The 20179-nt window shown below is 72.3% G+C and carries 12 protein-coding genes and 2 pseudogenes; 8 read left to right on the top strand and 6 right to left on the bottom strand.

Going from position 1 to position 20179, the window contains the following annotated elements; translation table 11 throughout:
• Positions 1–103 precede the first annotated feature (103 nt).
• On the top strand, positions 104–793 hold the full coding sequence (locus tag ID554_RS08095; protein WP_117229430.1) for a TIGR03089 family protein: 690 nt from the start codon (positions 104–106) through the stop codon (positions 791–793).
• Between the two features lie 231 nt (positions 794–1024).
• Here the strand turns inward: ID554_RS08095 and ID554_RS08100 are convergent, their stop codons facing one another.
• On the bottom strand, positions 1025–3031 hold the full coding sequence (locus ID554_RS08100; protein ID WP_117229431.1) for an acetoacetate--CoA ligase: 2007 nt from the start codon (positions 3029–3031) through the stop codon (positions 1025–1027).
• A 119-nt stretch (positions 3032–3150) separates the two neighbouring features.
• Positions 3151–3675 (bottom strand): acyl-CoA thioesterase, encoded by a 525-nt coding sequence (locus ID554_RS08105; RefSeq protein WP_117229432.1) that lies wholly within the window; start codon positions 3673–3675, stop codon positions 3151–3153.
• A 23-nt stretch (positions 3676–3698) separates the two neighbouring features.
• On the opposite strand from ID554_RS08105, the gene ID554_RS08110 reads away from it, so the two are divergent.
• Positions 3699–4352 carry a hypothetical protein gene (locus tag ID554_RS08110; RefSeq protein ID WP_117229433.1) on the top strand — a complete coding sequence of 218 codons (654 nt, stop codon included), beginning with the start codon at positions 3699–3701 and terminating at the stop codon, positions 4350–4352.
• A 59-nt stretch (positions 4353–4411) separates the two neighbouring features.
• Here ID554_RS08110 and ID554_RS08115 read toward each other — a convergent pair whose 3' ends face one another.
• Positions 4412–5575, bottom strand: a complete 1164-nt coding sequence (locus ID554_RS08115; RefSeq protein WP_117229434.1) for an acyl-CoA dehydrogenase family protein — start codon at positions 5573–5575, stop codon at positions 4412–4414.
• 249 nt (positions 5576–5824) lie between these two features.
• Between ID554_RS08115 and ID554_RS08120 the strand changes: the two genes are divergently transcribed.
• From ID554_RS08120 to ID554_RS08125, 3 genes and pseudogenes are all read left to right on the top strand, one after another.
• Positions 5825–7252 (top strand): UDP-glucose dehydrogenase family protein, encoded by a 1428-nt coding sequence (locus ID554_RS08120; protein ID WP_117229435.1) that lies wholly within the window; start codon positions 5825–5827, stop codon positions 7250–7252.
• Between the two features lie 320 nt (positions 7253–7572).
• Positions 7573–8680 (top strand): annotated as a pseudogene (locus ID554_RS32985) (hypothetical protein); the annotation flags it as partial.
• A gap of 47 nt (positions 8681–8727) precedes the next feature.
• A pseudogene (locus ID554_RS08125) lies at positions 8728–12648 on the top strand (SCO7613 C-terminal domain-containing membrane protein); the annotation flags it as partial.
• 98 nt (positions 12649–12746) lie between these two features.
• On the opposite strand, the gene purE reads toward ID554_RS08125, so the two are convergent.
• The 3 genes from purE to ID554_RS08140 are packed head-to-tail and all read right to left on the bottom strand — an operon-like array spanning position 12747 to position 16550.
• Complete coding sequence (purE, locus tag ID554_RS08130; protein WP_117229455.1) at positions 12747–13235, bottom strand: 5-(carboxyamino)imidazole ribonucleotide mutase; 489 nt, start codon at positions 13233–13235, stop codon at positions 12747–12749.
• A 40-nt stretch (positions 13236–13275) separates the two neighbouring features.
• Complete coding sequence (locus ID554_RS08135) at positions 13276–14457, bottom strand: 5-(carboxyamino)imidazole ribonucleotide synthase (protein WP_117229436.1); 1182 nt, start codon at positions 14455–14457, stop codon at positions 13276–13278.
• A gap of 53 nt (positions 14458–14510) precedes the next feature.
• The gene (locus ID554_RS08140; protein WP_117229437.1) at positions 14511–16550 is read right to left on the bottom strand and encodes a thioredoxin domain-containing protein; all 2040 of its coding nucleotides are present in this window, start codon (positions 16548–16550) and stop codon (positions 14511–14513) included.
• Between the two features lie 227 nt (positions 16551–16777).
• Between ID554_RS08140 and ID554_RS08145 the strand changes: the two genes are divergently transcribed.
• Genes ID554_RS08145 through ID554_RS08155 form a run of 3 tightly spaced genes read left to right on the top strand, consistent with a single transcriptional unit; the run spans position 16778 to position 20177 of the window.
• Positions 16778–18439 (top strand): hypothetical protein, encoded by a 1662-nt coding sequence (locus ID554_RS08145; RefSeq protein ID WP_147333514.1) that lies wholly within the window; start codon positions 16778–16780, stop codon positions 18437–18439.
• Positions 18436–19350 (top strand): 5'-methylthioadenosine/S-adenosylhomocysteine nucleosidase family protein, encoded by a 915-nt coding sequence (locus ID554_RS08150; protein WP_117229439.1) that lies wholly within the window; start codon positions 18436–18438, stop codon positions 19348–19350. The genes ID554_RS08145 and ID554_RS08150 overlap by 4 nt, the downstream gene beginning before the upstream one ends.
• Positions 19347–20177 carry a hypothetical protein gene (locus ID554_RS08155; protein WP_117229440.1) on the top strand — a complete coding sequence of 277 codons (831 nt, stop codon included), beginning with the start codon at positions 19347–19349 and terminating at the stop codon, positions 20175–20177. Before ID554_RS08150 ends, ID554_RS08155 begins: the two co-directional genes overlap by 4 nt.
• The last annotated feature ends 2 nt before the right edge of the window (positions 20178–20179 follow it).

Consider the following 20179-nt stretch of genomic DNA (forward strand, 5'->3'; position numbering starts at 1 on the left):
AAGCCTACGCCGGTGCCGAGTACGGACGCTGACTCCGACCCGACGGTTCGCCGACTTGTGACTGTCATCGAGTACGGCCCGCAGCGGCGTATCGTTCGCGCCGATGGCCGACAACATTGCCCGCGTCCTGTCCGACGCGATCGCGACCGACCCGACCCGTCCTCTGCTCACCTGGTACGACGACGCGACCGGCGAGCGCACCGAACTCTCCGGGGCCACCCTGGCGAACTGGGTGGCCAAGACGGCCAACCTGCTCGTCGACGAACTGTCGCTCGGGCCCGGCGCCACCGCGACGGTGCTGCTGCCACCACACTGGCAGACCGCCGCAGTGCTGCTCGGCTGCTGGTCAGCCGGCCTGACCGTGGTCGATCGGCCGGGCGGCGTGGACGTCCTGTTCGCCACCGCCGACCGGGCCGCCGAGGCGGACGCCTGGTCGGCCGTCGACCGGTACGCGCTCGCCCTGCACCCGTTCGCGCTACCGCTGCGGGAGGCGCCGGCCGGTTTCGCCGACTACGTCACCGAGGTACGCGCGCACGGCGACCACTTCGGGGCGTACCCGCCGGGCGGGCCGGATCACGTCACCCTGCGTGAACGGGCGACCGCCCGAGCGGCCGAGTTGGGCATCTCGCCCAGCGAGCGGGTCCTGATCGACGTGGACGCCCTGCCCGACCCGGTCGACTGGCTGCTGGCCCCGCTCACCGCCCGCGCGTCGACCGTCCTCTGCGCCCACCCCGACCACGCCCGCCTGCCCGCCCGCGCCACCACCGAGAAGGCCACCCGCACCCTCCCCTGACCCCCCCCCGCCCGCCCCACCGTGCCGCCCCGTCGACCGTCCCGGCACTCCGCACATCGCCCTTTCCTCCGTCGATCATGGAGTTGTGGCTGACGTTCCGACCACATTCACCCCTTCGCCCTCGCCCCAAGTCCATGATCGACGGAGTCGGCGGCATGCGACGGGCGCGGGATCTCGTTGATCAAGAGGTTTGCGTCGGGGTCGGGCGGGGTTTTGACGCAAACCTCTTGATCAACACGGCGGGGTGGGGGTGGGGGTGGGGGTGGGGGTGGGGGTGGGGCGGGATTGGGCGAGGGTGGCGAAGGCGGTCAGGGAGTCGGGGTTGGCCAGGGCGCCCTTGGCGGCGGCCTGGTCGACCGGGGTGCCGGTGAGGATCTTCTTGACCGGGACCTCCAGCTTCTTCGCTGAGAGGGTGCGGGGCACCGCGCGGACCTGGTGGACCTCGTCCGGCACGTGTCGGGGCGAGAGGGCGGTCCGCAGCTCGCGGCAGATCGTCGCACGCAGATCGTCATCGAGGGTCAGGCCGTCGGCCAGCACGACGAAGAGCAGCAGCTCACCGGCACCGCCCTCGTCGTCCTCCAGATGCACCACCACCGAGTCGACGACCTCGTCCAGTCCCTCCACCACCGAGTAGAACTCGGCGGTGCCCAGCCGTACGCCGCCCCGGTTGAGGGTGGCGTCGGAGCGGCCGGTGATCACGCAGCCGCCGCGCGCGTTGATGGTGATCCAGTCGCCGTGCCGCCACACTCCGGGGTAGACGTCGAAGTACGCCTCCCGGTAGCGCGTCCCGTCGGGGTCGTCCCAGAAGCCCACCGGCATGCTCGGCATCGGCGCGGTGATGACCAGCTCGCCCAGTTCGCCGATGACCGGGGTGCCGTCGGCCGAGCGGGCCTCCACCTTGGCGCCGAGCGCCCGGCAGGCGATCTCACCGGCGTGCACCGGCAGCAGTGGCACCCCGCCGACGAAACCGGTGCACACGTCGGTGCCGCCGGACAGCGACTGGAGTTGCAGGTCGGTGCCGACCGTCTGGTACACCCAGGTGAAGCCCTCGGCGGGCAGCGGCGCCCCGGTCGAGCCCAGCCCGCGCAGCGCGGACAGGTCGGCGATCTCGCGTGGCACCAGGCCCGCCTTGCGACAGGCCAGCAGGTACGGCGCCGAGGTGCCGAAGTACGTGGTGCCGGTCTCCTCGGCCAGCCGCCACAACCCGTCCAGGTCCGGGTGGCCCGGGTTGCCGTCGAACAGCACGATCGTCGCGCCCACCGCTGGACCGGAGGCCAGGAAGTTCCACATCATCCAGCCGGTGGTGGTGAACCAGAAGAACCGGTCGGCCGGACCGAGGTCGTGGTGCAGGGCGAGCATCTTGAGATGCTCCAGCAGGATGCCGCCGTGCCCGTGCACGATCGGCTTGGGCAGCCCGGTGGTGCCCGAGGAGTAGAGCACGTACAGCGGATGGTCGAACGGGACCGGGGCGAACGTCGCCGGCTCGTCGGTGGCCGCCGCCAGATCGGCCCAGGAGAGCGCGCCCGCCGGGGCCGGGGCCGACGGGTCGAGGTAGCCGATGCTCACCGTGTGCCGCAGCGACGGCAGCGCGGCGCGGATCGCGGCCACCTCGGTACCCCGGTCCACCGGCTTGTCGCCGTAGCGGTAGCCGTCCACCGCGACCAGCACGGTCGGCTCGATCTGCTGCCAGCGGTCGGTGACACTGCGGGTGCCGAACTCCGGCGCGCACGAGGAGAAGATCGCACCGAGGCTCGCCGTGGCCAGCAACAGCACGTACGTCTCGGGGATGTTCGGCGCGTACGCGACCACCCGGTCGCCGGCACCGACGCCGAGCCGGCGCAGCCCGGCGGCCACTCGGCAGACCTGTTCCCGCAGCTCGGCGGCGGTCAGTGTGACCGGGGCGCGGGTCTGCGAGTGCGCGATCACCACGGGGTCGTCGTCGGCCCGGCCGGGCATCCGCAGCACGTTCTCGGCGTAGTTGAGCGTGGCGTCGGGGAACCACCGCGCCCCCGGCATGTCCCGCGCGGCCAGGGTGGCGGTCGGCGGAGTGTGCACGACGACCTCGAAGTGGTCCCAGATCGAGCGCCAGAAGGCGTCCAGGTCGGTGACCGACCACCGCCACAGCGCGTCGTAGTCGGCGAACTCCAGCCCCCGGTTCTCGGCCAGCCACCGCAGGTACGTCCCGATGCGTGAGCGCTGGAGCACGTCCGCCGGCGGCGTCCACAGCACGTCCGTCACTGGTCCACTCCTCCCCTGGCCCGGCACGACACTGTGCGGTGGGCCGTGGCGTCATCTTACGGAAGGGCACCTTGTTAACGCCTGCGGTAGTACCGGGGTCCCCTGCTGACACGAACCGCTCAGCCGGACTCGCCCCGCGCGTCCTGAATGGCGCGGCGGCGGGCCAGCCGGTGGGCGCGGCGGATCTCCGCCTCCCGCCAGCGACGTTCGTCCTCCGGCGTCTCCGGCAGCACCGGCCGCACCAACCGTGGCGCGCCGCCCACCTCGACGCCGACGAAGACGAGGTACGCGGTCGCCACGCCCACCGGCTCCGTCTCGGCCGAGTCCCAGCGCTCGGCCATCACCCGTACGCCGACCTCCATCGACGTCGACCCGGTCCAGTTCACCTGGGCGTACGCGTGGATCAGGTCACCGACGCGGACCGGCTCGGAGAAGACGATCTCGTCGATCGCGGCGGTGACCGCCGTACCTCCACTGTGTCGGGCTGCCGCGGCACCGGCGACGTCGTCCACGAACTTCATCAGCACCCCGCCGTGCACGGTGCCGTAGAGGTTCACGTCGACCGCGGTCATGATCCGGCTGAGGGTCACTCGGGAGTACGACGTCGGCTTGCCCTGTGGTGCGGCGGAGGGGTGCTCGGTCATGGCGGAAACGGTACGGTGCGCGGATGCGACATCTGTGGAGCTTCCTCGCCGGGCTGGTGGTGGCACCGGTCACCTGGGTGCTGGTCACCTTGGGGCAGGACGGGTCGGCCGGCACGGTCAACCGGTGGGTGGAGATCGGCACTTCGAACACGGCCAACCTCATCGAACCGGCCGTCTATCTCGCCGTTGGCGGAGTCGTGTTGGGCCTGCTCGGCACACTGCGCATCTCACCGCTCGGCCCGCTGGTGGCCGGGCTGCTGCTGATCACCCCGTACGTCGGGCTGTTCGTCGCGCCGTTCCGGGTACGCGAGCGCATCCCGGCCGACTGGGAGTTCCTCGGCGACCCGCTGCCGCTGCGGCTGCCGGTGCAGAACGGCACGCTGTTCCTGATCGGTCTGCTGCTGCTGATGGCGACGTTCAGCGGCCAGCGGTGGCGGCGCTGGCCCTGCCCGGTGCCCGCGCCGGTGGCACCGGCCGAGGCGCCGACGCAGGACCTGCCGCTGACCGAGTGGCCGCCGCCCCCGGCGGCGGCGGAACGGGACACCGAGCCGTTGAGCCTGGGCCACCCGGACCCGGACGACACACCGACCGAGCCGCTGCCCCGGCGAACCAGCGGGACGTCGCCCTGGTCGGCGCCGCCGGGCAGCCTGCCGCGACGGGACGACGCCACCACCTGATCGTACGGACGACAGAGGGCTCCGCCCGGTGGCCGCGCGCCGCCGGGCGGAGCCCTAGCTCAGTCCTTGAGCAACTGGCGGGCCATCACGATGCGCTGCACCTGGTTGGTGCCCTCGTAGATTTGGGTGATCTTGGCGTCCCGCATCATCCGCTCGACCGGGTAGTCCCGGGTGTACCCGTACCCGCCGAGCAACTGCACCGCGTCGGTGGTGATCTCCATGGCGGCGTCCGAGGCGAAGCACTTCGCCGCCGCGCCGAAGTACGTCAGGTCGGCGTCACCGCGCTCCGACTTGCCGGCTGCGGCGTACGTGAGCTGTCGGGCCGCCTCCAGCTTCATGCCCATGTCGGCGAGCATGAACTGCACGCCCTGGAACTCGGCGATGGCCTTGCCGAACTGCTTGCGCTCGGCGACGTACCCCTTGGCGTAGTCGAGCGCGCCCTGCGCGATGCCGACCGCCTGCGCGGCGATGGTGACCCGGGTGTGGTCCAGCGTCTTCATCGCGGTGGCGAAGCCGGTGCCCTCGGCGCCGATCATGCGATCCGCCGGGATCCGCACGCTGTCCAGGTAGACCTCGCGGGTCGGTGAGCCCTTGATGCCCAGCTTCTTCTCCGGCGCGCCGAAGCTGACGCCCTGATCGGACTTCTCGACCACGAAGGCGGAGATGCCCCGGGAGCGCGCGGTCGGGTCGGTGACGGCGAAGACGGTGTAGAACTCGGACACACCGGCGTTGGTGATCCACCGCTTCACGCCGTTGAGCACCCAGTGATCGCCGTCCCGCACCGCCCGGGTGGTCATCGACGCCGCGTCGCTGCCGGCCTCCGGCTCGGAGAGGCAGTACGAGAACATCCCCTCACCGGCGGCGACCGGGGTCAGATAGCGGCGCTTGAGGTCGCCGGAGCCGGCCAGCAGCAGCGGCATGGTGCCGAGCTTGTTCACCGCCGGGATCAGCGACGACGAGGCGCAGGCCCGGGCGACCTCCTCGATCACGATCGCGGTGGCCAGCGCGTCGGCGCCCGCTCCGCCGTACTGCTCCGGGATGTGCGGGGCGTGGAAGTCGGCGGCCCGCAACGCGTCGTAGGACGCCGTGGGGAACTCACCGGTCTCGTCGGCCTCGGCGGCCTGCGGCGCCACCTTCGCCACACAGACCTCACGAACGGCTTCCCGGATCGCCTGGTGCTCCTCGGGCAACCGATACACATCGAACGACTGCTCTGCGGGCATGCTGGCCCCTCCCCTTCAGCGCTACTATGCGCAAGTCTGTAGCGTCACCTGGACGGCCATCGCGCAGACTGAAGGATATCCACCACCGCCCGAGCCATGTTACCGGCGCGTAGGCTGAGGCCGGGACGGCGCATGGACGCCGCTCGGCGATGATGGAGCACAGACAGCAGAACCCCCTCCGGTGCCCCACCAGGCACCGCAGCGGACCGCGACGCGACCAGCGCCGCCAGTGCGAGCGGAGAGACAGGCGTGACCATCCCGTACCCGAACACCCAGCCGATGCCCGCCATCGCCTCGGTGACACCCCCCTCGGGTGCCTCCCGACCTCGGGTGACCTTCCTGGGCACTGGCTATCTCGGCGCGACCTACGCCATCTGCTACGCCGAACTCGGCTACGAGGTGCTCGGGTTCGACGTCGACGCCGACAAGATCGCCAAGCTCAACACCGGTGAGGTGCCGATCCACGAGCCCGGCCTGGACGAGCTGCTCCGGCGCAACCTGGCCGCCGGGCGGCTGCGGTTCAGCACCGACATCGCCGAGACCGCCGACTTCGGCGACGTGCACTTCATCTGCGTCGGCACCCCCCAGCGCGCCGACGGCATGGGCGCCGACCTGTCGTACGTCGAGGCGTCCGTCACCGGCCTGGCCCAGCACCTGACCCGCAAGGCCCTGATCGTGGGCAAGTCCACCGTCCCGGTCGGCACCGCCGAGTGGGTGGAGCAGCTCGTGGGCAAGCACGCCTCCGCCGACCTGGGCGTCGAGGTGGCCTGGAGCCCCGAGTTCCTCCAGGAGGGCTTCGCCGTCGACGACGTGCTCCGGCCGAACCGGATCGTCGTCGGCGTCAAGAGCGAGTGGGCCAACGGCATGCTCTACGCCGCGCACAAGGGCGTGTTCGACCTGGCCGCCACCGAGGACCGCGAGGTCCCCCTGGTGGTCACCGACTTCGCCACCGCCGAGCTGGTCAAGGTCGCCGCGAACGCCTTCCTGGCCACCAAGATCTCCTTCATCAACGCGATGGCCGAGGTCTGCGAGGCCGCCGGCGGCGACGTCACCCAGCTCGCCAAGGCCATCGGGTACGACCCCCGGATCGGCAACCGCTTCCTCCAGTCCGGGCTCGGCTTCGGCGGCGCCTGCCTGCCGAAGGACATCCGCGCCTTCCAGGCCCGGGCACAGGAACTGGGCGCCGGCGAGGCGCTGCGTTTCCTGCACGAGGTCGACCTGATCAACCTGCGTCGGCGGACCCGGGTGCTCCAACTCGCCGCCGACCTGCTCGGCCGCCGCTCCGGCCCGGCCGGCCCGGACCTGTCCGGCACCCGGATCGCCGTCCTCGGGGCGACGTTCAAACCCAACACCGACGACGTACGCGACGCGCCCGCCCTCGCCGTCGCCGCGCTGCTGCACAAGGCCGGCGCCGAGGTGCACGTCTACGACCCGCAGGGCATGGAGAACGCCCGCCGGGCGGTGCCGGAGCTGATCTGCGAGCCGGACGTCAACGCGGCGGTCGCCGGCGCCGACCTGGTCTGCGTCCTGACCGAGTGGGCGGACTTCCGCAACGCCGACCCGAGCGCACTCGGCGAACTGGTCACCGGGCGGCGTGTGGTCGACGCCCGCAACTGCCTCGACTCGGCACTGTGGACGCAGGCAGGGTGGGAGTATCGGGGGATGGGGCGGCCCTGATCTGCTCTTTGGGTCTTTGGTTGCGGTGGGGGTTTTCCGCAGCCTGGGTGAGCCGGTCCATCCCGGGGGTGGGGTGGGGCTGAGGGGGCGTGGGGCTGGTCGGGTCGCGTGGGGCTGGGTGGGTGGGTTTGATCTTGAGGGGTGCGTGACCCGCCGACAACGGTCGAATTCCTGGGCCGCATTGGGCATGCTGCGACAGTGGGAATCCACACTGCGGGTGGAGGGGTGTCGTGGCGACCTTTCAGTGCTCCTCGTGCGGCCAGGAGATCAAGCCGGCCGTCCGCTGCCCGCGCTGCGGCGCCCACCAGCCACAATGGGCCGAGCACCTGGCGGACATCGAGCGGTCCATCGCGGAGATGAAGGCCCGCGAGGCCGCCATCGCCAGCGAGCAACGGCGACTCGCCTCGAAGATGCAGGCCGCGCTCTTCCAGCGGGACATCCTCGCGCACGCCGGCAACTCGGGTGACGAACGTCTCAAGCGGTCCGGTCGGTCGCACCGCGTGCTCCGCCGCCGGCCGTCGCGTACCGCCCCCGGCGACGACACCACCGCTGCGGCCTCGGCTCCCACGACCGACCGCACCACCCCGCCGCCCCGCCGGCAGCCCGCCGACCCCGCCACCGGACCGACGCGCACGCCACCGGCCGACGACAGCACGACGGCCCGTACGTCACCTGTCGACGGCGGACCGACGCGTAGGCCACCCGGCGACGGCACCGGCGGGCCGGCCCGCAAGCAACCCGTCGACGGCAGGCGCAGGCCACCCGGCGACGGCAGCAGCCGGGCGACGCACGGCCCGGGCGGCGGGACCGCACCGCCACGGGTGCCCCGGCAGGGGGCCGGCTTCGGGGCGGACGACCCGCCGCCGGACGCACCGGTCTGGTTGGACGCCGACGACCCCGAGCACCCGCCGGAAGCCTCCTCGCGCGAGGTGCAGAACATCCCGCTCGGGCTCGGCGCGCTCCTGCTCGGAGTGGCCGCAGTGGTCTTCGCCGTGGTCGCGACCAGTTCGATGGACGCGCTGACCCGGCTCGGCATCCTGCTGCTCGCCACCGTCCTCATGCTGCTCGCCCCGCCGGTGCTGGTCCGCCGTGGACTGACCTCCACCGCCGAGACCATCGCCGCGGTGGGCCTGCTCCTGGTGCCACTGGCCGGGTACGCGCTCTGGACCGTCGACGCCATCGGTGCCGGTGGCGCCTCCGGCGCGGTCTTCGCCGGAGTGATCTTCGCGGTCGCCGCCGCCGTCTCCGTCGGGTACGCCGGATGGACCCGGCTGCGGGCGCCCCGCTTCGCCACGGTGCTGGCCGCTCAGCCGGTGGTGCCGCTGCTGGCGTACGACCGGATCAGCGGCCCGGTGGGCTGGGCGCTGGTGCTGACCGTGGTGGCCCTGCTCGATCTCTGGCTGGCCCGCTCCCCGGTCACTGTGGAGCAGCCGCTCACCGACGAGCCGACCCCGGCCCCGCCCGGCCGGACGAACCCGCCACGCCAACGGCAGGACGAAGGGCGGCCCGAGGGTGCGCCGGAGGAAGCCGGCGAGGTGCTGGACCCGACCGGCACCGGGCGTACCGCCCCGCCGACCCGGCCGGTACCCGGGCTGCGGGAGCTGACCTGGGTGCTGCACGGCGTCGCGGTCGCGGTCGCCATCGCGTACGCGGTGACCGCCCTGTTGCAGGCCACCACCGTGCCGGGCGCCACCGGGGCCGGTCTGGTGCTGCTGCTGGCCGCCACCGTCTGCCTGGCCGGGACGCTGGTGCTGCGGCGTCCACCGCTGCCCGACATCGGCGCGGGTGTGCTCACCCTCGCCGTCATCGGCGCCCTCGGCCGGATCGCCTCGGTGGCCCTGCCCGGCCGCGCCCTGCTGCTGATCGCGGCCGTCATCACGGTCACCGGCCTGGCCGTCCGGGCGGTGCCGGAGTCCGCCCGCCGTGGCCCGCAGCTCGCCTCCGCGATCGCGTTGACGGTCACCGGGGTGCTGGTCGCCGGCGGTGCCCTGCGTGCCGGGCTCGCCCCGATCCAGGCCGCCCTGCCGGCCTGGGCGGCGGACCTGGACCGGTACCCGGCCGAGCTGGCCGCCGCGGTCGGACCGGCCGCCTGGCAACTCGCCACCAGCGCCTTCCTGCTGACCGTTGCCGCCGTGCTGGCCCTGCCCCCGGAGATCCGCCGCGAGTTCGCGGTGACCGGTGCGGCGCTGACCGCGCTCGCCGTACCCGCCTCCTTCGGGCTGTCCTGGGCGTTGGCGCCCTGGCCGATGGTGCTGACCGCGATCGGGATCGGGGCGGTCGGCCTCTCCGCCCGTACCCCCCGGGCCGCCCTTGCGCACGCGGTGGCCGCCACCGCCGCCGGTCTGGCCGGTGCCGGTGCCGCCCTGGCCCGCCCGGCGTCGACCGCCGCCGTGCTGCTCGCCCTCGTGCTGGCCGGCATCCTGATCGCCGCCGCGCCCCGGATCCGGCTCGCCCCGGCGACGGCCGACACCGTCTCCGCCTGGGCCGCCGGTGGCGCAGCCTTCGCCCTGCCCGGAGCGGTCGCGGCCTTCGTCGCGGCGACCCTGCCCGCCGGCCCGGTACTCACCCCGGCCGCGCTGCGGGAGGTGACCGTGCCGGTGCTGGCGGCCAGTTTCCTCGCCGTCTGCGTCACCCTCGGCTACGCGGCCATCGTCCAGGTGTCCCAGCGGCATCTCCCGATGCCGTTGTCGGTGGGTACCGGCCTCGGCGCGCTGGTGGTCGCCGCCGCCGGCTTCGGCGCCCCGGGCGCCACCGTGGCCGATGCCTGGGTGAGTGCGCTGCTGCTGGTCTCCGCCGTGCTGATCTTCCTGGCCCCGTCGATCGACAGCGGCCGTCGCGCCGACGCCACGATGGACGGCTCCGACCTGGCCGCCGCAGCGGTCACTGCGGCGTTGGTCGCCACCCTGCTGCGGATCGGCGCGGTGCTGGCACCGGGCGGCCAGCTCGCGGTCGCCGCCGCACTGGTCCTGGTGGTCTCGGTGGCCGCGCGGGCCATGCCGGAGCAGTGGCGGCGCGGACCGGTGCTCGGTCTCGCCGTCGGCGGGGTGCTGATCGGGCTGCTGGCCGGGTGGATGGCGCTGCGCGGTGGCGTGGGTGTGCTGGCCACCCCCGGGCCCATCTGGAACGGTGACCTCACCGGCTGGCCCGCCGCCCCGACCGGGGGTACGACGTGGCAGGGCCCGATCGCACTGCTGCTGCTCGCGCTGGCGGCCGGCATCCTGCTGCCGCCGCCCTGGAGGTACGACGTCTCCGGCGTGGCGGTGGTGCTCGCCACCATCGGCGCGCCCGCCGCGTTCAACCTGGGCTGGTGGTCACCGGTGGTGATCGGTGCGATGGTCGCCGCCGTCCTCGGCATGGCCGCAGTCGCCTCCGTCGACCCCCGGGCCGGACTGTCCCGGATCACCGCCGCCGGGGTGGTGGCGCTGCACGCCGCCGGTGCCGGTCTGGTCCGGCCGTGGACGACCGCGCTGGCCCTGGCCAGCGTGGTGCTGATCGGCGCGGTCGTGGCGGCGCTCGCCCGGTCGATGGCGGAGCCGCTGGTCGACGACATCCACGTCGAGGGGATGCCGCCGCACCTGGCGCAGATCGGCGGCGCGGGCATCGGTGCCGCGCTGCTCGCGCTGCCAGGTGCCACAGCCGCCCTGGCCGTCGAGTTCGGCCACCCACCCGAAGTGGTGCTGACCGCCGGCCTGGCCGCGTCCAGTCTCGGGTTGGCCGCGACCGCCGCGGTCCGCCGCCAGGTGCCGCAGTACCTGCCCTGGGCGAGTGCCGGAGTGGTCGGCGGGGCGAGCGTGACCGCGCTGGCCGCCGTACCCATGCACCTGCCGGTCGGCGTGTACGCCGCCGCCGCAGCCCTGCTCGGGGTACTCGCCGAACTGGTCCGGGGAGCGACCGAACCGCCGGTCGGCGCGGCCCAGCCGGTCCGCCGGTGGACGGTCCTGCTGGACGGTGCCCTGCGCCGGCTGCCCGACGACGGCGTACGGCGTCGGTGGCGGGTCAGCCCTGCCGCCGGGGCACTGGCGGCCGCCGCCCTGCCGGTCATCCTGGCGCTGGTCTCGATCGCCCCGGCGCTGCTGGCCGCACTCGTCGACCCGCACGGCACGCTCAACCGCATCTGGCAGGGGCCACCACCGGAACTGCTGAATCCGCCGCCGGCCGCGGTCAACCCCACCCATGTGCTCACCGCGCTGCTGCTCACCGTGACCGCGGCCCTGGCCGCCACCGGGTTCAGCGGCGGCCGGCGTACCCGTGCGGTGCCGGTGGTGCTGCCCGGCGCCGCGGTGACCCTGCTGATCGCCCCGGTCGCGCTCGGCAGCGGCTGGCCGGCGAGCACCCTCTCGGCGCTGGCCGTGTTCGCCATCTCGATGCTGGGGCTGGCCCTGACCCCGCCACCGTCCCTGGTGGAGCGGGCCCGCTCGATCCGGCTGGCCCGGGTCCTGGTGTTCGTGATCGGGCTGGCCGCCGGTGGGGCGGGTCTCGCCGGCAGCCTCGCCACCCGGGAGCTGACCCTGTTCACCCTCGCCGGTGGGGTCGCGGTCGGAGTGGTCGCCGCCCTGTACGGCACCACCTCCCGGGCGCGCATCCTCGGCTGGCTGTTCGCCTCGTTCAAGGCACAACTCCTGGTGCTCACCGCCGGACTGGTGGCCGGGCTCGCCCCGGTCTGGTCGGCGTTCGGCGTACTCGCCGTCGGTGCGGCCCTACAGGTCTTCGCGGCAGTCCTGCCCCGCTTCCGTCGCCCCGAGGCGCGGCGCGAGGCGGCGACGGTGGAGTGGAGCGGGTACGCCGCCGCGCTCATCGCGCTGGCGCTGGCCTTCGACTCGCCCCGGCACATCGCCGCCCTGCTGGCCGCCTGGGGCGCGGTCCTCGGGCTCGCCGCCATCCGGCCAGGTCGCCGGCCGGTGGAACGCCGCATCCTGTTCTGGGGTGTGGTGGTCTGCGAGATCACCGCCTGGTGGATCCTGATGTGGGTCGCCGACGTGGCGCTGCCCGAGGCGTACACGCTGCCGTTCGCGGCGTTGGCGCTGCTGGTCGGCGTGCTGGAGGTGCGGCAGCGGGCCGACCTGAGCAGCTGGGTGGCGTACGGGCCGGCGCTGGTCGCCGCCTTCGTGCCCACCCTGGCGATCGTGCTGGCCACCGACTCCAGCACGCTGCGGCAGGTGCTGCTGCTGCTCGGTGCGGTGGCGGTGCTGGTCTTCGGCTCCATGACCCGTCAGCAGGCACCGGTGATCGTCGGCGCGGTGGTCACCGCCATCGCCGCCGTGCACGCCCTGTTCAGCCTCGGGCCGTGGCTGGTGCTGATCCCGGTCGGCATCCTGCTGCTCGTGCTCGGCGCCAGCAACGAGCGCCGCCGCCGCGCCCAGGAACGCCTCCAGACGGCTCTGCGCGGCATGCGGTGAACCTGAGATGTAAGGAGGGGTCCCCTGCTAACGCCTCGTGTATAGCAGGGGACCCCTCCTAACACGGCTCTCTACACGAAGCACTGAACACGGCACCCCTACAGGGAGGCGCGCAGGGCGGCGTCCTTCTCCGCGACGAGCTGCTCCAGATCCGCCTGGTACGCCGACATCCGATCGACCAGCGCCGGGGCGCCGGTGCCCAGGATCCGCACGGCGAGCAGCCCGGCGTTGCGTGCGTTGCCGATCGACACGGTGGCCACCGGCACGCCCGCCGGCATCTGCACAATGGACAGCAGTGAATCCAGACCGTCGAGGTGCTTCAACGGCACCGGTACGCCGATCACCGGCAACGGCGTGACCGAGGCGATCATGCCGGGCAGGTGGGCGGCGCCACCGGCACCCGCGATGATCACCTTCATGCCCCGACCAGCGGCGGCCCGTCCGTAGTCGATCATCTTCACCGGGGTGCGGTGCGCCGAGACCACCTCGACCTCGTACGGCACCTCGAACTCGGCGAGCACGTCGGCTGCCGCCCTCATGGTCGGCCAGTCCGAGTCGCTACCCATGATCACACCGACCGTGCTCACGTCGTTCTCCCTCTCGTTCACGAACTGCGGGCCCACACGGTCACTCCGTACCGTCGCGGAGCCAGCGGACGGCCCGGGCGGCCCGGGCGCGTACCTCGTCCAGGTCGTCGCCGAGCACCGTGACGTGCCCGATCTTGCGGCCGGGACGGACCTGCTTGCCGTACAGGTGCACCCGGGCGGTCGGTTCGGCGGCGAAGAGGTGGTGCAGCCGCTCGTCGATGGACATGCCGCCGGGCTCGCCGCCGAGCACGTTCGCCATCACGACCACCGGCGCGGTCAGCGCGGTGTCGCCCATCGGGTAGTCGAGCACCGCCCGCAGGTGCTGTTCGAACTGCGACGTCCGGGTGCCCTCGATGGTCCAGTGCCCGGAGTTGTGCGGGCGCATCGCCAGCTCGTTGACCACGACGCGGCTGCCGCTCGGGGCCGCCGGATCGGCCACCTCGAACAGCTCCACGGCGAGCAGGCCGACCACGCCGAGCGCGGTGGCCAGGTCGATGGCGAGCTGCTGCGCCGAGACCGCCAGCTCCTCGTCGAGGTCGGGTGCCGGTGCCAGCACCTCGACGCAGATACCGTCCCGCTGCACCGTCTCCACCACCGGATAGACGGCGACCTGACCGAACGGCGAGCGGGCCACCTGCACCGCCAGCTCCCGGCGCAACGCCACCCGCTCCTCGACGATGAGCGTGGTCCCGCCGTCGAGCAGGGTCCGCACCAGGTCGTCGGCGACGGCGGCGTCGGCCACCGGCCACACACCCCGGCCGTCGTACCCACCCCGGGCCGCCTTGAGCATCACCGGCCAGCCCACCTCGTCACCGAAGGCCACCACGTCGGCCGGGGTGGTGACGGGGCGCCAGGCCGGATTGGGCGCGCCGAGTGTGCCGAGCCGCTCCCGCATGACCTGCTTGTCCTGGGCGTGCACGAGTGCGTCGGCCGGCGGGAACAGCTTCACCCCCTCACCGGCGAGGGTGCGGATGTGGGCGGTGGGCACGTGCTCGTGGTCGAAGGTGACCACGTCGCAGCTCTTGGCGAAGGTGCGCAGCGCGGCCAGGTCGGTGTGGTCGCCGTACTGGACGTCGGCGGCGACCAGCGCCGCGCCGTCGTCCGGGGTGAGGGCGAGCACACGCAGCGACTGACCGAGAGCGATCGCGGCCTGGTGGGTCATCCGGGCCAACTGGCCGCCACCCACCATGCCGACAACAGGCAGACCGGTACGGGAATCCATAGCGGCGCCAGCCTATCCGGGCCGGTCGGGGCGCCGGCCGGCGGTCACCGGTGTCAGCGCAGTTGTGCCACCAGGTCGTCGACGCCGCTGACCGGCCGTTGGCAGACGAAGCCCCGGCAGACGTACGCGGCGGGTCGGCCGTCGAGCAGCGGCCGACCGGCCAGCAGCGGCACCCCCGACTGGTCGGGCTGCCCGGCGACGATCACCGCGCCGGGCGGGGCGTGCCGGTACGCCGCCGCGACCAGCGGGTCGTTCGCCGGGTCCCCGGTGACCACGGCGATCTCGGACGGGCCGGCGAGCAACGCCTCGCCGACGGTGGACGCGTACCCGGTGAACCGGGCGTGCCGCCCGACGATCGGCGCGACGGTGGCCAGTGCCGCCTCGGCTGCCTCCCGGTACCGGTTCTCCCCGGTCAGAGCCGCGTAGCTGACCAGGGCGGCGGCGATCGCGGAGCGACCGGAGGGGGTGGCGTTGTCGGTCGGGTCGGCGGGCCGGGTCACCAGTTGCTCCGCGTCGTCGGCGGTGTCGTAGAACGCCCCGCCGGGTGCGGCGAAGTGCGCCAGGGCGGCATCGAGCAGTTCGCCGGCCAGGTCCAGCCACCGCCCCTGGCCGGTCACCTGGTGCATGGCGCAGAACGCCTCGGCCACGCAGCCGTAGTCCTCCAGCACGCCGGCCGGCTCACCGACCCGGCCGTCCCGGGAGGCGCGGCGCAGCCGCCCGTCCACCACGTGCACCCGGGCCAGGTGCTCGGCGGTCTGGCGCATCGCGCCGTCGGCGACGATGACGACCCCGTCGAGCAGGTTCGCCTCGCCCTCGGTGCCGATCCGCCCGGCGGTCTCGACGAGCCGGACGAACTCGGCGAGCGCGGTGACGGCCAGCCCGTTCCAGGAGGCCACCACCTTGTCGTCGCGGGCCGGCTGCGGTCGGGTGTCGCGCACGGCCAACAGCCGACGGATCACGTCCTGCCAGCGGGCGCGTACCTCCGGGTCGGCGTCGTCGACGTCCCGGGCCAGCCGGAGCACGCTCCTGCCGTGCTCAGAGGTGCCGGATTCGGTGACGGCGAACAGGTCGGCGGCCCAGCGGCCGTCCTCCTCACCGAGCGCCTCGACCAGTTGCGTCGGGGTCCAGGCGTAGGTGAGCCCTTCGACGCCCTCGGTGTCCGCGTCCAGCGCCGAGGCGAAACCCTGGCCGGGGCGGTGCAGCTCGTCGGCGAGGAACCGGGCGACGTCCCGGGCCACCCGTAGCGCCAGCGCATCGCCGGTGAGCCGCCAGAGCTGGGTGTAGACCCGCAGCAGCAGGGCGTTGTCGTAGAGCATCTTCTCGAAGTGCGGCACGGTCCAGTGCTCGTCCACAGCGTACCGGGCGAAGCCTCCGGCGAGCTGGTCGTGGATGCCGCCCCGGGCCATCGCCTCGCAGGTGTGCCGGACGATCTCCAGGCTCTGCGGCGAGCCGGTGCGCTGGTGGTGCCGCAGCAGGAACAGCAGGTTCATGTGCGGCGGGAACTTGGGGGCACCCCCGAAGCCGCCATGGGTCTCGTCGTACTCGGCGGCCAGTTGGTCGGCGGCGGCGTCGAGCAGGTCAGCGGTGAGTGGGGCGGTGGGTCCGCCGACGGCCTGGGCGCCGCCGATGGCCTCCACCACCGCGACGCCCTGACGCAGTACGGCGTCGCGCTGGTCCCGCCAGGCGGTGCCGATCGACTCCAGCAGGCGGACGAAGTTCGCCCGGGGAAAGTACGTGCCGCAGAAGAACGGGGTGCCGTCCGGGGTGGCGAAGACCGTCATCGGCCAGCCGCCCTGACCGGTCATCGCCTGGGTGGCGGTCATGTAGACGGCGTCGACGTCGGGCCGCTCCTCGCGGTCCACCTTGATCGACACGAAGCCCTCGTTGAGCAGCGCGCCGACGCCGGCGTCCTCGAACGACTCGTGCGCCATCACGTGGCACCAGTGGCAGGCGGAGTAGCCGACCGAGATGAGCACCGGCACGTCCCGCCGCTTCGCCTCGGCGAACGCCTCCTCGCACCAGGGCCACCAGTCGACCGGGTTGTCCGCGTGCTGGAGGAGGTACGGGCTGGTGGCATCCGCGAGTCGGTTCACCAGACGACCATATCCAGCCGCCGTGGTGGCGGCAGGGCCTCCTCCGGGTGCGGACGCCGTCCGCTAATCGTCCCATTGACATGAAGTCACCTCACCACGTAGCGTCAACTTATCGTCAGTCAAACATAAAGCGGTCCGACCGTGCAGTCGACGAAGACCTGCCGACGATCGGCCCTCCTCACCCGCCCTGCGCCCATCAGGCTCACGATCGCCCTTGGACGGACGTCATGACCCATGCACAAGCCAGCGCACCTCCGGAAACCCCGTCCACCCCGCCGCCGGCCGTGGTCTCCAACGCCACCCGGCATCTCTGTGCAGGTGCATACCTCGACGAGCAGTTCCTGCGGACCAGCCTCAACCAGGTCTACCGCCAGGACCGCCGCTTGGTCGCCCCGTCGTACGGCTTCGATCTGGTCGCCGTGCTCGGACACTGCCTTCAGGCGCGCCGGCTCTTCACCATCAGGGACGCGGTGATCGTCGGCACCGTGGTGTTCAGCGCCTGCGTCGCACCTCCCGCATTCATGCTCACGCTCACCGTCCTGATCTCGCTCTACCTGACCACCTCGGCTCTGCGGCTCATCCAGGAGATCTCGCGAGAGTTACGCCAAGGCCGGTCCGCCAGCGCGGGCCTCATCATCGGGCGGGTCCTGCTCGTGATCTTCCGTCTGATGGTCGCCGGTGCGCTGCTCGTGCTGCTCGTGCCTGTCGCCCTCACCTTCGCCCTCGGCTCCGCGATCAGTGGAGCCTCCGACGCCACGACCGTCCCCGGCGCAACCGGAGCCGTCCTGCTGCTGATACTCGGGCTGATCCTCGCTCCACCGGTCGTCGCGAGTCTGGCCCGGCAGAACCGGCTCGATGCGTTCGCTCCCGGACTGACCCCCGCCCCGCCGTCCCGCTCGGCCCGCTTCGACGACATCAAACGGCAGGAGAGCGGCAACACCGTCGTCTACTCCGGCTACCGGCCCTTCGTCGGCGCCGGGTATCCCTGGAAGAGCTGGGGTCTCGCGCAGCGGCTGGTCCGTGCCGCCAGCCCCCTACCGGAACTGGCACCGGAGGGTGAGCGGGAGTTCACCAGCGCCCCGTTCACCGCCGAGCAGTTGGTCGGCCACCTGCGCGACGAACTCACGGCTCTGACCACAGAGCCCGCAGCGGAGCGGCAGATTCCCGGGCTGACCGTCAACGACCGGATATTCCTGGCCGGCACCGAGGTCGCACAGCTCGTGCCGTACACGCCCCCCGCACACGTTGCGGAGATCATCCGTAATCCGACCGGGCCGGCTCGTCACTACCTGGTATGTCAGGTGGTCTCCTGGCGGGGTGAACTGGTCACCACCGTGCACGTTCACGTGGCGGTGCAGGGGAAGTCGCTCTACATCGAGTTCACCTCGACGGCGCTGCCGCCCTGCGACGACCGCTATCGAGTGGTCGACCAGGTTGGCGGCACCGGGCGGGAAGCGTACCTGCGGGCCGGCGTGTGGGGCTTGCTGGACGCCCCGACGACCATCGGTCGAGCCCCGGTCAACCTACTTCGCGTCGGCCTGGATGCCCTCCTCAGCGCCGACTGGATCCGATCCGACCGGAGCATACGTGTCGGCTACGACTACGGCGCCGCGGTGAGCGTCCGGGAAGCCGGTACCGCGCCAGACACTCGCAGCCACACCCAGACCCAAGAAATCGACAAATACCAGCGGATCATCGAGCGTCGACTACTGGCGGCCGTGCTCGACTTTCTCGACCGCCGGGGCGTGGACACGGTCGAGTACCGCCAACGGGCGCTCACTGTCCTCAACGCCGGTGCGGTGGTCACGAACGGCACGTTGACGGTCCACGGAGACGTGAGCGCCACCCAGACCAACGGAGGACAGCCCGGCTCAGGAGGCGGTCGATGAACCTGTCCTCGGTCTCGAACAGCGGCATTGTGGCCAGCGGCGGCACCATCTCGGTGGGCGGAAACGTCAGCGCGGAGCAGCACCTCCACCACGGCACCGCGCCGGGCTCGACCGGCTCCGCCGATTCCGTCCGTCGCCGCGCCGACGTGGCGGTCCTCACCGTGCTGCGGGAAGAGATGGCCGCCGTGGCCGAGGTACTCAGCCGCGCGCCGGACCATTGGGTGGATCGGGCGTACGGGGGCGCTGCCGTGCACCGGGCCACCGTCTCCACACCAGAGGGACCACTACGCGTGGTGGCCACCCAGGCCCTCGAACCCGGTACGCACTCTGCCCTGATCGCCTTCCGGGACCTGTGTCAACGTTTTGCTCCGCAACTCGTCCTGCTGGTCGGGATCGCCGGGGCGGTGCGGGCCGACGTGGAGATCGGCGACGTGGTCCTTGCCGACGAGGTGATCTGGTACGACAGCCGACGGGAGACCGAGGACGGCCCCAAACGGCGAGGTCGGATCCAGGCGACCGCACCTGTGCTCCGGCGCCGGGTCAACGACTTCCTGGTCCGTCACGGCACGCTCTTCCAGCTCGAACCGGGGCGGAGCCATCGGATCCACCGTGGACCCGTCGGCTCGGGCAACGCGGTGGTGACCGACGCAGGTTCGGACATCCGTGGATGGCTGGTCGAGGTCCACGAAAAGGTCCTCGCGGTGGAGACCGAGGCAGGCGGGCTGGCCCAGGGCTTCTACGAGGCAGTGGACGGAGCCCGCCCGCTGCGCGGATGGATGACCATACGGGGCATCTCCGACCATGCCGACCGGCAGAAGGGCCATCGTGACCACGAGCTTGCCTCCCGGCATGCGGCGGCGGTCCTGGAACGGCTCCTGCCCTTCCTGAGACTGGCACCGGAAGAGTCATGAATCACGCCGACGACCAACGCACGGCCTCCGTCGGTCCCCGTCGAGCGGCGTTGCCCCGTCGCCTGACCGCTCGGGAGTTGGAGACGTTCCTCGTCTCCGGTACGGCGTTGGTCGTCGGCCTGCTCGGCCTGCTCGATGTCACCGGACCGAAGGTGGTGGCCGCGGCCACCCTGGCCGTTCTCGGTGTGATCACCTTCGAACTGCTGACCGGTCATCGACGGCTGCGGCGCATCGAATCCGGACTACGGTCGGTGGCTGGCGGCCTCAGCGGCGACAGCGTGAGTTCGATGGACCGGGTGCTCACCGTCGCGGTTCCCGGCGGCGTGACGCCAATGGTCAACGCGCGGGATATCCGGCTGGTCGGCGTCAGTCTGAGTCGGACCGTTCGCAACCATCTCGACGAGCTGCGACAACAGTTGCTCGCCGGCGCCACCGTCCGAGTGGCTTTGATAGATCCGGCCAGTTCGGCGCCGGAGGAGGCGGCCCGGCGCAACGGCCTCGGTGCGGCGGCCGGGGGAAACATCTTCGCGCACCGCATTCAGCCCACCATCGACCTACTTGACTATCTTGCCACCGAGACGGGCGGCGCCGGCCGGTTGGAGGTCCGGCTGCTGCGGTTCGTGCCCGCCTTCGGCATGGTGCTGGTCGATCCGACCGAGCCGACCGGACGTATCTCGCTCGACATCTACTCTCACCGCCCGGACGGACGAGAGGCGACAGTTACCCTCCGTGCAGAACGTGACCCGATCTGGTATCACCACTTCCTACAGGAGTTCGACCGGGTGTGGGCTGGTGGTCGGGTCCAAGACGGGCGGCCGCTCCTGTGATC

The sequence above is a fragment of the Micromonospora craniellae genome, assembly GCF_014764405.1.
GTDB lineage: Bacteria > Actinomycetota > Actinomycetes > Mycobacteriales > Micromonosporaceae > Micromonospora > Micromonospora craniellae.